Annotated in this window: 12 protein-coding genes and 1 riboswitch; all 12 genes read right to left on the bottom strand. The window is 60.1% G+C overall.

The genetic code is table 11. The annotated features are described in order from the left end of the window. Positions 1–9 precede the first annotated feature (9 nt). A complete protein-coding gene (locus ACSPHG_RS07945; RefSeq protein ID WP_435952943.1) occupies positions 10–714 on the bottom strand; it encodes a fimbrial biogenesis chaperone in 705 nt (234 codons plus the stop codon). 44 nt (positions 715–758) lie between these two features. Then, the gene (locus tag ACSPHG_RS07940) at positions 759–1,295 is read right to left on the bottom strand and encodes a fimbrial protein (protein WP_435952942.1); all 537 of its coding nucleotides are present in this window, start codon (positions 1,293–1,295) and stop codon (positions 759–761) included. Between the two features lie 385 nt (positions 1,296–1,680). Further along, the gene (locus ACSPHG_RS07935; protein WP_435955972.1) at positions 1,681–2,454 is read right to left on the bottom strand and encodes an ABC transporter ATP-binding protein; all 774 of its coding nucleotides are present in this window, start codon (positions 2,452–2,454) and stop codon (positions 1,681–1,683) included. 16 nt (positions 2,455–2,470) lie between these two features. Beyond that, the gene (locus ACSPHG_RS07930; protein ID WP_435952941.1) at positions 2,471–3,337 is read right to left on the bottom strand and encodes an ABC transporter ATP-binding protein; all 867 of its coding nucleotides are present in this window, start codon (positions 3,335–3,337) and stop codon (positions 2,471–2,473) included. Next, positions 3,309–4,214, bottom strand: coding sequence for an ABC transporter permease (locus ACSPHG_RS07925; RefSeq protein WP_435952940.1), 906 nt, complete (start codon positions 4,212–4,214; stop codon positions 3,309–3,311). The genes ACSPHG_RS07930 and ACSPHG_RS07925 overlap by 29 nt, the downstream gene beginning before the upstream one ends. After that, a complete protein-coding gene (locus ACSPHG_RS07920; RefSeq protein ID WP_435952939.1) occupies positions 4,211–5,248 on the bottom strand; it encodes an ABC transporter permease in 1,038 nt (345 codons plus the stop codon). The genes ACSPHG_RS07925 and ACSPHG_RS07920 overlap by 4 nt, the downstream gene beginning before the upstream one ends. Further along, positions 5,245–6,867, bottom strand: coding sequence for an ABC transporter substrate-binding protein (locus ACSPHG_RS07915; protein ID WP_435952938.1), 1,623 nt, complete (start codon positions 6,865–6,867; stop codon positions 5,245–5,247). Before ACSPHG_RS07915 ends, ACSPHG_RS07920 begins: the two co-directional genes overlap by 4 nt. Positions 6,868–6,935: 68 nt before the next feature. Further along, positions 6,936–8,090 (bottom strand): mandelate racemase family protein, encoded by a 1,155-nt coding sequence (locus ACSPHG_RS07910; RefSeq protein WP_435952937.1) that lies wholly within the window; start codon positions 8,088–8,090, stop codon positions 6,936–6,938. A 342-nt stretch (positions 8,091–8,432) separates the two neighbouring features. Further along, entirely contained in the window at positions 8,433–9,485 is a 1,053-nt protein-coding gene (fbaB, locus tag ACSPHG_RS07905) for a class I fructose-bisphosphate aldolase (protein WP_435952936.1), read from the bottom strand. A 264-nt stretch (positions 9,486–9,749) separates the two neighbouring features. Then, entirely contained in the window at positions 9,750–10,640 is an 891-nt protein-coding gene (locus ACSPHG_RS07900) for a hypothetical protein (protein WP_435952935.1), read from the bottom strand. A 437-nt stretch (positions 10,641–11,077) separates the two neighbouring features. Then, a complete protein-coding gene (gene thiD / locus ACSPHG_RS07895) occupies positions 11,078–11,878 on the bottom strand; it encodes a bifunctional hydroxymethylpyrimidine kinase/phosphomethylpyrimidine kinase (protein WP_435955971.1) in 801 nt (266 codons plus the stop codon). 5 nt (positions 11,879–11,883) lie between these two features. After that, entirely contained in the window at positions 11,884–12,675 is a 792-nt protein-coding gene (gene thiM, locus ACSPHG_RS07890; protein WP_435952934.1) for a hydroxyethylthiazole kinase, read from the bottom strand. 32 nt (positions 12,676–12,707) lie between these two features. Then, positions 12,708–12,804, bottom strand: a riboswitch (TPP riboswitch). Between the last annotated feature and the right edge of the window lie 67 nt (positions 12,805–12,871).

Below are 12,871 nucleotides of genomic sequence, written 5' to 3'. Positions count from 1 at the left end.
AACTGCCCGCTACCGCGTGAGAGGAAGAGTGCCGCTAAGGTAGGCCCCCTGATCGTTAATCCACGTCATTTCGAGCGTGTCGCCCGTTGGCCTGCCCGCAAGCGTCCAGGTTTTGCTGCCGCCGGGCGCAATCATCTCGCCGCGCACGGTGGTGCGTTTACCGGCAACCGACAGCACGACCCGTGAGATAGAGGCGAAATAACCGCTGTTGTTGGTGAGGCGCAGCTGGTTGCCTGAGGCCACGGCGCGGGTGGTTTTCGCCATCGCGTCCGGCGACCCCACAAGCCCATGCGGACGCCAGAACACTTTCATGCGGCTGCGCAGCATCACCACCATCTGGTTCGCCTGCTCGCCGCCCTGCGCCATCGGCGGGATTTGCAGAACGTTGAGCCAGAACACCGACTCTCTGTCCGTCGGCAAATCAGCGCCGGTAAACTGCAGGCGCAGGGTTTGCCCGCTGTGCGGCGCCATGCGAAACATCGGCGGCGTCAGCAGGAAGGGTGCCCGTCCGGTCTGCGGCGTGGAGGCTTCGTCCCCGCCGTCAAGCCAGGCCTGCACCACGTTCGGGAAGTCGTCCTTGTTGGTGAGCTGCACGCTGACTTCCCGGGCGTTGGCCGGGTAGACAACCCGGTTGCCGGTCATCACCACGCTCGCCGCGCTGATAAAGCTGGCACCCAGCAGCGCCGCGCCCAGCATACATCTCCTTAATGTCATTCCCCTTCTCCTGCCCGTTACGTCAGCGCTTCGCCATGAGGCGCTTAAAGATAAGAAACCGCGTACTGCACCGCGCCGATCACCGTACCCGCCCCGGCGCTGCCAGAGGCCGTGTAGTACTGCACCGCGTAGTTGTGCTCGCCGACGGTTTGGCCCGCCTTCACGGTGATGCCCGCCACGGCGGTTGGGTTACGCAAATCGATAACCGAGGTGCCGGTTTCGTCGGTCAGCAGCTGTAGCTCAACGCCCGTTGCGGTCCCCGTATTGCCGAGGTTCCCGGCGGCGGTCACGTTGGTGCCGATAAACAGGGTTTTGATCTGCAAATCGTCGGTGTCCACGGTGCAGCCGCTTACGCCGAGCGTGAAGGTTGTCAGACCGGCGGTATCCGTAGCGGTCGCCAGCTCGCTTTTGGAAACCGTTGGCAGCAGCACAACCGGGCGAGCCGAAGCGCCGTTGACCGCCACGGAACAGGTTTGCTCGGTGACTTCCCCTTTGAAGGTGATGGTATTATCAGAATCGGCAAGCGCGCTGGCGCTCATAAATACCGTTGCGCCAATGGTCAGAGGTAATAAAACTTTCATATTGTCATCCTTTAGGTGTGGCTGGTCCTTATCGTGCAATGTGCAGTCCCATAGCAGGAGATGTCTGTTACCCAGAAATAAACAGATAAGGGCAAGCTTGGCTATTTTAAATTTACCGTTGTGCCCAGCCGCAAAAATATAGCGGTTGGTGTGGTCATATTATGTGCTCGTGCGAATATTCCTAGATTTGTTTTCTGATTAATGTTAACCATCATTCTTAATTAAGAAAACGATCTTATCTATAAGATGAATTTTTCATGTATATCAGAATGATGAGCACATATAAGATGTTAACAAAGCTTAAAAGCACGGCGGGAGATTTTTAATCTTAAATGGAAGAAAAGCGCCGTTAATCGCCCGGCGCTTCATTTTTTAAGGCGTGGGGTTAGAATTTCGCGACCTGCTGAGCCATTTCTCGGCTATATTGCCGACTGGCGTTAACCAGCATCTGCGTATATACATTTTGTGCCTTTCCACTTATTAAATCGTCGGTGGTTATTGCTTCCAGAATACGACCGTGCTGCATAACGCCAACGCGATGACATAAATGTGCAATTACCCCTAAATCGTGCGTGACCATTAAATAAGTAAGATTTGATTCCTGCTGTAAGTCCGCCAGAAGATTCAATATTTCCGCCTGCACCGACACGTCCAGCGCGGAGGTAGGTTCATCGAGCAGCAGCACCTGGGGTTCCAGAACCAGCGCCCTCGCGATGGCCACGCGCTGACGCTGGCCGCCTGAGAGCTGGTGCGGATAGCGGCTGCGGAAAGCCCGGTTCAGGCCGACCTTATCGAGCATCGCGTTGATGCGCCGGTCACGGTCGCTGAAGCCCTGAATCTGCAGCGGCTCCTCCAGAATATCGCCGACGGTGTGGCGCGGGTGCAGCGAGCCGTAGGGGTCCTGAAAGACCATCTGCACCCTGCGGCACCGCTCGCGGCTGATGCCGTGCGCAAGCGGCGTGCCGTCAATCGCCAGCTTTCCCTGCCAGTGGGTAAACAGCCCCGCCAGGCACTTCAGCACCGTGGTTTTTCCCGAACCGGACTCGCCTACCAGGCCAAAAATCTCCCCGTGCTGGACGTCAAAACTCACGTCGAACAGCACCTGGCTGGCCTTCGCCCCTTCGCCAAAGGTTAAACCAAGCCCGCTGACTTCGATCATCGTCATGCCTTTCCCCTTATTCGGTAAGCCAGCTCGCCTGGCGTTGCAGAACCGGCAGATGCGCCCGGCGTTTGTCCATCTCCGGCAGCGCGGCGATAAGCCCCCGCGTGTACGGGTGCTGCGCGTTATCGAGATCCTTCGCGGCGATAGATTCAACCACTCGCCCGGCGTACATCACCAGTACACGGTCGCAGAAGCTGCGCACCAGGTTGATGTCGTGGCTGATAAATATCAGCCCCAGCCCGCGCGAGCTGACCAGATCGTCGAGCAGCGCCAGCACCTGGAGGCGCACCGACACGTCCAGCGCGGAGGTCGGCTCGTCGGCAATCACCATTTCCGGGTCGGTGATAAGCATCATAGCGATCATGATGCGCTGCCCCTGTCCGCCGGAAATCTCATGCGGGTAGAGGCTATAGACGCGCTCCGGCTGGCGAATGCGCACCACTTCAAGCATCTCCAGCACCTTTTGCTTCGCCTCTTTACGCCCCACGCGATGGTGCGTCAGCCAGGCTTCGGCGATTTGGTCGCCCACGCACATCACCGGATTTAGCGAGTATTTCGGGTCCTGCATAATCATCGAGATGCGCCTGCCGCGCACCTCACGCATCTGCGCGTCCCCCGCCCGCAGCAGGTCAACATCGCCAAACTGCATGCGCTCGGCGGTGATTTGCGCCTTTGCCGGGTGGAGCTGGAGCAGCGCGCGCCCAACCGTAGATTTGCCGGAACCGGACTCGCCCACGATGGCGAGCTTTTCGCGACCAAGCTGGAAGGACACGCCACGCACCGCGTGGGTTTGCGCCCGGCCGTTGACGAAGGTCACGTTGAGGTCGCGTACGTCAAGCAGCTGCGGCGAGCTATTCGCTGCGCGGATCGAGGATGTCACGTAGGCCGTCTCCCAAAAAGTTGAATGCCAGGCTGTTGATTAAAATCGCCAGCCCCGGAATCGTTACTACCCACCAGCACTCCATCATGTAGGTGCGGCCGCTGGAGATCATCGCCCCCCATTCCGGGTCGGGCGGCTGCGCGCCAAGCCCCAGAAAGCCGAGGCCCGCCGCCGTCAGAATGATGCCCGCCATGTTCATGGTGATGCGGATAATCACCGACGGCATGCACAGCGGCACGATGTGACGCCACAGCACGCGCGCCGGGGATGCGCCCTGCAAGCGCACCGCCGAGATAAAATCGGCCTGGCGTAACGAGAGCGTTTCCGCCCGCGCCAGACGCGCAATCGGCGGCCAGGCGGTGAGCGTTATCGCTATCACCACGTGCTCAAGCCCCGGGCCAAGCGCCGCCACAAACGCCAGCGCCAGCACCAGGCTTGGGAAGGAAATGAAGATATCGGTAATGCGCATCAGCACCATGTCCACCCTGCCGCCGAAATACCCCGCGGTGACGCCGAGCAGCAGGCCCAGCGGCCCGACGGTGACCGACACCAGCAGCACGATGTAGAGCGTGATGCGCGAGCCGTACACCAGTCGGCTGAAGATATCGCGGCCAAACTCGTCGGTGCCGAACCAGTGCGCGGCGCTCGGCGGGTTCAGCGCGTGGTTGAGATCCTGCACCAGCGGGCTATAGGGCGCGATCCACGGCGCGAATATCGCCACCAGCAGCAGCAAAAAGACGATGCCGCCGCCGATGGCCGTCAGCGGATTTCGCGCCATCCTGCCGATGAAACCGAGCGCGCGCAGGCCCGCACGCTTTACGCGCTGCGAGCGTTCATCTGCCGCCGTCATCTGCGGCGTGCCAAAGGAAACCGTCATGATTTCGTCCTCGGGTCAAAGAGTTGATAAAGCATGTCCGACAGCAGGTTGAGCAGCACGAAAATCACCCCGACGACCAGCACGCAGCCCATCACCGCGTTCATATCGCCCAGCAGCAGGCTGCCGGTGAGATAGGAGCCAAAGCCCGGCCACGAGAACACGGTTTCGATCAGCACCGCCCCTTCCAGCAGCGAGCCGTAGGCCAGCGCCACCACCGTCAGCAGCTGAACGAGGATATTGCGGAAGGCGTGATGCCAGATGACCTGCCGCTCGGTCAGCCCCTTCACGCGCGCGGTAATAATGAATTCCTGCGACAGCTGCGCCAGCATAAAGCTGCGGGTCATGCGGCTGATGTAGGCCAGCGAGTGAAAGCCGAGCAGCGAGGCGGGCAGGATCAGGTGATTGAGCGCGTTGAAAAACACCGCGCCGTTGCCCGCCAGCAGCGCGTCGACCAGCAGCAGCCCGCTGCGGTGCGGCACCACGCCGTCCAGGCCTAAATCCACGCGCCCCGCGCCGCCCACCCAGCCGAGCCAGGCGTAAAACAGCAGCAGGCCCATCATGCCCACCCAGAAGATCGGCGTGGAGTAGCCCGCAAGGCTGATAATGCGCACCGCATAGTCCACGACGCTATTGCGGCGGGCCGCAGCCCAGACGCCGAGCGGAATGCCGAGGCCCGCGCCGACGACGATCGCCACCGTCGCCAGCTCAAGCGTCGCCGGGAAGACGCGCAGAATATCGTCCACTACCGGCTTGCCGGTCAGCAGCGCGTTGCCCAGATCGCCGTGCAGCAGCCCGCTGAGGTAGATCCAGAACTGCGTCGCCAGCGATTGATCAAAGCCGAGCTGGTGATAAACCTGCTGGTAGGTGCTCTGGTCGGCGTCCGGGCCAACGATCGCCAGCACCGGATCGATGGGCATCACGCGTCCGATAAAAAACGTCAGCAGCAGCAGGCCGAACAGCGTGATCAGCACCTGTCCGACGCGGCGGGTAAAGCGCCGGGCGCGCCCCTGTGGCGCAAGCAGAATCATGCTCATGATTTATCCTCCACGGGCGTTTTGTAGACGTCGCGCAGGAAGGTGGTGGCGGACGGATGCGGCCGGTAGTTCTGCACTTCTTTGCGCACCACCACCGAATCCACCATCTGCGACAGCGGCAGCAGGGCCGGGATCAGCGCGTCGTAGCGGGTTTGAATCGCCTGATATTCCGCGCGCTGCTTGGTCGGGTCGCGCTCAACCAACGCCCGGTCGATCTGCTGATTCAGGGTTTTGTCGTAAAAGCCGGTGCGCCAGCCCTGGAAGTTGGTCAGCCGCGCGGCGTCGCTGTTGTCCGGGTTGTAGACCAGCGCGCGCAGGCTGGAGTGGGGATGCGGCTCAACGCCGCTGCCGCCGCGCCCGACCAGCATGTCAAAGCGGCGCTCGCGCATCGCGCCGTAAATCTGGTTGCCGGTGCCGGTAACGATTTTCGCGTTGATTCCCGCCTGCATCAGCGTGGACTGCACGGCAATGGCGATGTTGAGGAACGGCTGGTCGGCCAGCACGCGCAGAGTGGTGTCGAAGCCGTCAGGATAGCCCGCTTCCGCCAGCAGCTTTTTGGCGCGCGGGATATCCAGCGCGTAGCCGGGGTTCGGCAACGTGGCGGGCATGCCTGACTGAATAGGCCGCTGGTGCAGCACGCCGTAGCCCGGCATCAGCGCCTTGTTAATCCCCTGATAGTCAATCAGGTAGCGCACCGCCTCGCGCACCTTCGGGTTGGCGAAGTGCGGCTCCTTCATGCTCATGGCGACATAGTAAATGGTGCCTTTTTTTACCGCGTCCACCGTCATGTTCGGGTCTTCGCGCAGCGCGTTCACGTCGGCGACCGCCATGTTGCTGGCGATATCCAGATCGCCTTTGGCAATCATCAGGCGCAGGGTCTGCGACTCCTGGAAGTGTCGAAACACCACGTAGGCAAGCTTCGGCTCGCCGCGCCAGTAGTGCGGATTGCGCTTCATGCGCAGCACGTCCTTCGCCTGCCAGACTTCGAGACTGAACGGCCCGGAACCGGCCTCGTTGGTGGTCAGCCAGCGGTTGCCCCAGTCGTCGTTTTGCACGTGCTGCTGCACGGTTTTGCTGTCCAGCACCACCACGCTGCCGAGCGCCGCCAGCGAATAAATGACCAGCTGCGGGTCGTTGGCCTTCGGCAGGGTGATTTCGACGGTGGCGGCATCCAGCTCCTTAACGTGCTCGTCGACGTTCTTTTTGCTGAAGCCGTAGGATTTCCACACCGAGGCCTGCGCGAGGTTGAGATGCAGCACGCGGCGCATCGACCAGACCACGTCGTCGGCGGTGAGCGGATTGCCGGAGTGGAACGTCACGCCGTCGCGCAGGTGGAAGGTCAGGCGGCTGCCGTCGTCGGAGATGTCCCACGCGGTCGCCAGCGCAGGCCGCACGTGGGTGGGCTGCGCCGGGTCAAGCTCGACCAGCGAATCGTACAGATTCACCACCAGCCCCACCACTTCGTTGCCGGTCATCGCCGCCGGGTCGAGGGTGAGCAGGTTGTTCATATTCATGCCGACGATCAGCCTGTCGGGCGGCGTTTTCGCCACCGCCGACGTGCCGCCGACCAGCAACAGGAGCGCAAGCAGCCACGCCCCCGTTCGGGAGTTTCTGTTCATGATAGATACCGTTTGTAGGGTCAGGGTTACCCGGCATCTATTGCGCCGGGCTTATTATTTTCGCGAGGCTAGTCGCGGCTGACGGTATGCGTTTCTATGTAATCAAAGTTGATGTCTTCGCCGAGGCCCGGCCGCTGGGGCAGATGCACAAAGCCGTCGGCGTCCATCGGGTCAACGATGCTGTTCAGGTAGGCGGCAGGCTCGTCGTACTCAAGGAACGGGTGCAGCAGGCCGCGTTCGTACCAGCGGCAGTTGCGGATTGCGCCCACCACCGCAAGGCTCGCCGCGCCGTTGCCGTGAACCTCGCAGTCCATGCCGAAAGATTCCGCGAGCGCCGCCACCTTCATGGTCGGGGAAATTCCGCCGACGCCGTTTGCCCCGGCGCGCAGGATGTCGCACGCGCCCGCCTTCACCCAGTCGGCGCGGCTGTGATGCTTGCCGCCGAGGCTTTCCGGCCCCAGCACGTCGATGGATAAGTTGTCGGAAAGCCACACGTAGGAGGCCATGCTCTCCTCTTCCATCGGCTCCTCAAACCAGGCGAAGTTGAGCTTTTCCAGCGCCTTGCCGATGTACAGCGCCTGGCTGCGGCTGTACCAGTGGTAGCCGTCGAGCATCAGGTCGATATCCGGCCCCACCGCTTCACGCACCGCCGCGCAGGCCTTGACGTCCATTTTCGGGTCCGGCGCAAAGGCGACCGGCGGCATCCAGGTGTGCAGCTTGATGGCCCTGTAGCCGCGGGCGACCAGCTTTTCGGCAAACTGGCCGAATTCGTCCGGTGTGGACAGTCCGCCCTCCAGCTCGTCGCCGCACATGGTGCTGCCGTAGGCGGGCACTTTGTCGCGGTAGCCGCCGAGCAGCTTGTAAACCGGCATTTTCAGCCTGCGGCCAATCAAATCCCACAGCGCCTGTTCGACAAACGACAGCGCGCGTTCGGTGAGCTGGTGCGCGCTGCCGCGCTGCCAGTGCACCAGATCCTGCCAGATGCGCTCGCGGTTAAACGGGTCCTGCCCGACCAGCACCTTGCTGAAAAACGCGTTTACCACGTGCGGGCGCCCCACTTCCGGCGGCGCGAAGGCGTAGCCGCTGTCGCCCTCGTCGGTGGTGATGGTCAGCATGACCATTTTCGCCAGGCTCTCCGCGCCCGGATGAGAATGCCCGGCGCTGTCGGAGACGCGGCGCGTGGGGTAGGTAAATACAGTCACATTTACGGATGCAATTTTCACAATCGTGGGTGTCCTTTTTGACGACGAATTCGGGATAAATCAGTGCCACTTCTACTGCAAAAACGGAACGGCTTCGGAAGGAGTATTGTTCAGGGCTGTAAAATAAAACAGCGTTTCATGGACAACTTTATGCGCAAAGAATCACCTTTTCCTCGTTCAAAGGTGCCTATCGACGGGCGATTTTTTGGACATATGCCCAGGGTGGCGTGACGCTTTTCACAAAATGTTATGGAATTGTGACATAGAAGGGGTGGAAAAATGGGGAGAGGTTGAGCGGCGGTTTCAGCGTTTTGTGGGGTGGATAAGCGCAGGCGCCATCCACCCTATGATTAGCGACAAAAATCAGGCAATCGTCACCTTGCTGTCGAGATAAACATCCTGAACCGCGTTGATGAGTTTCACCCCGTCTGCCATCGATTTCTTAAACGCCTTACGGCCGAGGATCAGCCCCATGCCGCCCGCGCGTTTGTTGATAACCGCCGTGCGCACCGCGTCGGTAAGGTCGGTTTCACCGCCCGCCGCGCCGCCCGAGTTAATCAGCCCCGCGCGGCCCATATAGCAGTTCGCCAGCTGGTAGCGCACCAGGTCGATCGGGCTGTCGCTGGTCAGCTTGGTGTATACGCGGTAGTCGGTGTAGCCGAAGTTGACCGCCTTGAAGCCGCCGTTATTCTCGGCCATTTTCTGCTTCACGATGTCCGCGCCGATGGTGGCGGCCAGATGGTTCGCCTGGCCGGTGAGGTCGGCGCTGACGTGATAGTCCACGCCGTCTTTTTTGAAGTCCGGGTTACGCAGGTACGCCCACAGCACGGTCACCAGGCCCAGCTCGTGCGCGCGCTCAAAGGCGCTGGAGATCTCCTCAATCTGGCGGCGCGACTCCGGCGACCCGAAGTAAATCGTAGCACCCACCGCCACCGCGCCCATATTGAACGCCTGCTCCACGCTTGCGTACAGCGTCTGGTCGAAGGTGTTCGGGTAGCTGAGCGTTTCGTTGTGGTTGAGCTTAACGAGGAAGGGAATGCGGTGCGCGTAGCGGCGGGACACGGAGGCCAGCACGCCGTAGGTTGAGGCCACGCAGTTACAGCCCGCCTCGATCGCCAGCTCCACGATGTTCTTCGGATCGAAATAGAGTGGGTTGGCGGCGAACGACGCCCCGGCGGAGTGCTCAACGCCCTGGTCGACCGGTAAAATAGAAAGGTAGCCGGTGCCCGCCAGACGTCCGGTGTTATAAAGCGTCTGCATATTTCGCAGTACCGCAGGCGGGCGATTGTTGTCCACCATCACGCGGTCCACGTAGTCCGAGCCGGGCAGGTAGAGCTGGTCTGCCGGAATAGTCATACAACGATGCTGTAATAGGCCGTCGGCGTCTTTGCCAAGCAGCTGCGCAATATCGGTCATAATTCGCTCCCGTTATGTCGGCGAGCACCCTGCCCGCCGAGCAATAAAAAGTCCTGGCCCACCAAAAGACGGGCAGACCTAAGCCTGGTCCCGAGTCGCTCTCTTCGCCACCCGGCCCGCACTTTTGGCCCAATAACGTTGTAACGCGAAGCGTCCAGCGGCTGTATTTTCATGTGATGGGGGAAAGACAAAACCCGAATCGGCAAGCGTGCCGATTCGGGTTTACCGATAAGAACAGGAGCCTCAGCGGCGCGTTCCGCGCTTTTACGCGGCGGCGGCACCGTTGCCAAAGCAGAATTTCAGCCTGCTCTGTTTGGCCGAATCCGGCGTCGTCGTCCCGTTTAGCCAGTCGTCCCAGCTTTGCACAAATTTATCTGCGAGCTTCTCTGCCGCATCGCGCGTCCATAGCGCCGACGAGAAGGTCAGCTCCAGCACTTTGACGTCGATTTGCGTTTTATATTTATCCTTCGGCGCGCCTTTGCCCGTGTTGTGGTCCAGCTCCATATACATATAGGTTTGCTGCAGCTGCACAACGATATTCCCGTTCGCGGCCTGGAGAGTATTCTGTACGAACAGCGTATCCGTATTTTGCGTATTTACCCGGCTGGTGCAGGCCTTGATTAAATTAGAGATGCTGAGCTTAATTTTTTCTTTATTTTGATCCGTCACGCCGTCATAAAGATCGACAACCTTATCGATCAGAGAATTATAATTCTCCTCTTCGTAATGGACGGTTTTCGTTTCCGACTGGGTGGTGGTAAAGAAAGGAACTTTTAAAATAGACGCCACAAAGTCGGTAAACCCCTTCGAATTCTTAGCGTTGTCCGGGTCGAGCGGGTTCCAGTCGGTGCGGCTCTGCGCAAGGCCAAGAATACTGGTCACCGCGTTTCCGGGGTTTCTGGCAAGGATATCCACGATTTCATTTTTGTTCTGATCCTTGATGGCTTTGTCCAGGTCCTGCCCTACCGCCGCCTGTTTCGCCGCGTCGTTGCCGGTTGCGATGGTATTCTGCCCGGAGACGCTGCTGTCGCCGGAGGTCTTAACTTCAAATAGCGCGTGGGCCTTCAGCGCCGGGCCGGTCAGTGAAACTTTTTTATCATTTTCCAGCCACTCATTAAAGGCTGAAAGAGATTGCTGTTGCTGAGTAATAGTCATTTCATTATTCCTGACAAGTGAGAGTATTTTTATTATGCCTACGCCGGGACATTTTTACGCCGAGCGCTGGATAAAGGGTAGATTTAAAATACAAACACTCAAGCACGAGAAAAATACGTACCGGGGTAACCAGGCACATGGAAAAATATCAATACTTTCAAGATGGCGAGATTATGAGATATATTTGTAGATGATATATTTAATATTGCCGCGCAGGGATGGTTTCGCTAAGTAACTACTTGTATTTATCATTCACCCCCACTAAACCAATATTGAACCACAACTACAATATCAAACAGAAGGCTGACTCGGAGGAATGTGCTGATAATTTGCTTAAGTTTGGTTATCAGCCGCGCTTTGCAGCCGAATATTTCACCATTGTCACTACCACGCGGGCATGATTTTCCGTCCCATAACGGGTTATGGGACGGTTTTTCCTACCACCATTCGTGAAAATGATGCACCGGGCCGATGCCGTGGCCCACCTCAAGCGAGTCCGCCTGCTCGAGCGCTTTTGACAGCCATTTTTTTGCCGCCTCGATCGTTTGCGGCCAGCCGTCGTTGCGGGGGTAAAGCGCTGCGAGCGCGGCGGAAAGGGTGCAGCCGGTACCGTGGGTGTGCCGGGTTTGCACGCGGGGAGCGGTAAAGCGCACCGCGCCGTCGCGGGTGAACAGCCAGTCCGGGCTTTCGGCGTCGTCCAAATGGCCGCCCTTCATCAGCACCGCGCTACAGCCCATGCCCAGCAGCGCGTCGCCCTGCTCCTTCATTTCTCTTTCATTGCGGGCGTGGGGCGCGTCGAGCAGCGCGGCGGCTTCCGGCAGGTTGGGCGTGATCAGCGCCACCTGCGGCAGCAGGCGTTTACGCAGGCTGTCCACCGCCGAGGGGGCAAGCAGCGGATCGCCGCTTTTCGCCAGCATCACCGTGTCCAGAACAACGCTGTGAACCTGATAAAACGCCAGACGTTCGGCAACCGCCTCCACGATATCAGCCTCGGCCAGCATACCGATCTTAACGGTATCGATGCGCACGTCGCCGAGCACCGAGTTGAGCTGCGCCGCGACAAAATCCGGTTCGATGCGGTAAACCGACTGCACGCCGCGCGTGTTTTGCGCCACCAGAGCGGTGATCACGCTGGTGCCGTACGCGCCGAGCGCCGAAAACGTTTTTAAGTCCGCCTGGATACCCGCGCCGCCGCTTGGGTCGGTGCCCGCGATGGTTAGCGCATTGATTCGGTTCATGCCCTTCATGCCAGCGCCTCCTCGTTCAGATGATAAAGCGCGTCGAGGAACGCCGGGATAAAGCTGCCGGGACCGGAGCCTGCGGCAATGGCCTGGCCGCCCGCCAGCTTCATAAATTGACAGGCGGCGGCCACGTTATCCAGCCGGTTCCCCGGCAGCGAAAGGCAGGCGGCAACGACGGCGGACAGCGCGCAGCCCGTGCCGACCACCCGCGTCATGAGTTTACCCCCGCCCGCAACGGCCCACGCGCCCGCTCCGTCGGTCACATAATCCTGCTCGCCGGTGACGGCCACCACGGCTCCGGTTTGAAGCGCAAGCTGCCGGGCCGCGGGCAAGGCGCTCTGCGCATCGTCGGTGCTGTCGACCCCTCTCCCACCGGCGCTGACGCCCGCCAGCGCGAGGATTTCTGAAGCGTTGCCGCGAACGGCGGCGGGACGCAGGGAGAGGATTTCACGGGCGAAAGCCGTGCGGAAGCTAAGCCCGCCGACGGCGACGGGATCGAGCGTCCAGGGCGTGGCAGATTCATTTGCGGCATGAATAGCGGCGAGCATGGCGCGGCTGCGTTCGGCGGTCAGCGTGCCGATATTAATCAACAGCGCGCCGGCGGCGGGGGCAAACTGCGCGGCCTCTTCAGGCTCAATCACCATTGCGGGCGCGGCACCGATGGCGAGCAGGACGTTGGCGGTGAAGCTTTGCACCACGTCGTTCGTCATGCAGTGGACTAAAGGCGTTGACTGGCGTAGTACGGTTAAAACGGCAGCGGCGCGATGGCCGGGTAGCAGGTCAGGTTGCAGCATGGCGGTCTCCTGTCCGGCGTGAAGAAGGGATGCGGACAGGCATCTGACTTCCCTACGCTGGCATTATCCAGATCAGGTGGTACGGGTATTTCTCAGCCTTCACAAAGAAGGGCACCCCGAGTCATTTCACATACAAAACAATCAGTTAAATATATACATTTTGTAGATATTTAGTGTAACCGGGGCTAAGCCCCAG

This window comes from Dryocola baronae (assembly GCF_051297175.1).
Classification (GTDB): Bacteria; Pseudomonadota; Gammaproteobacteria; order Enterobacterales; family Enterobacteriaceae; genus Dryocola.
The sequence above is the reverse complement of the archived record's forward strand: the minus strand, read 5'-3'. Positions and strand labels throughout refer to the sequence as shown.

What these genes read in the sequence shown, in the direction of transcription:
- ACSPHG_RS07925 (WP_435952940.1), bottom strand. Translation starts at nt 4,214, where the DNA reads ATGACGGTTTCCTTTGGCACGCCGCAGATGACGGCGGCAGATGAACGC.
- ACSPHG_RS07940 (WP_435952942.1), bottom strand. Translation starts at nt 1,295, where the DNA reads ATGAAAGTTTTATTACCTCTGACCATTGGCGCAACGGTATTTATGAGC.
- ACSPHG_RS07915 (WP_435952938.1), bottom strand. Translation starts at nt 6,867, where the DNA reads ATGAACAGAAACTCCCGAACGGGGGCGTGGCTGCTTGCGCTCCTGTTG.
- ACSPHG_RS07920 (WP_435952939.1), bottom strand. Translation starts at nt 5,248, where the DNA reads ATGAGCATGATTCTGCTTGCGCCACAGGGGCGCGCCCGGCGCTTTACC.
- fbaB (WP_435952936.1), bottom strand. Translation starts at nt 9,485, where the DNA reads ATGACCGATATTGCGCAGCTGCTTGGCAAAGACGCCGACGGCCTATTA.
- thiM (WP_435952934.1), bottom strand. Translation starts at nt 12,675, where the DNA reads ATGCTGCAACCTGACCTGCTACCCGGCCATCGCGCCGCTGCCGTTTTA.
- ACSPHG_RS07900 (WP_435952935.1), bottom strand. Translation starts at nt 10,640, where the DNA reads ATGACTATTACTCAGCAACAGCAATCTCTTTCAGCCTTTAATGAGTGG.
- thiD (WP_435955971.1), bottom strand. Translation starts at nt 11,878, where the DNA reads ATGAACCGAATCAATGCGCTAACCATCGCGGGCACCGACCCAAGCGGC.
- ACSPHG_RS07945 (WP_435952943.1), bottom strand. Translation starts at nt 714, where the DNA reads ATGACATTAAGGAGATGTATGCTGGGCGCGGCGCTGCTGGGTGCCAGC.
- ACSPHG_RS07935 (WP_435955972.1), bottom strand. Translation starts at nt 2,454, where the DNA reads ATGATCGAAGTCAGCGGGCTTGGTTTAACCTTTGGCGAAGGGGCGAAG.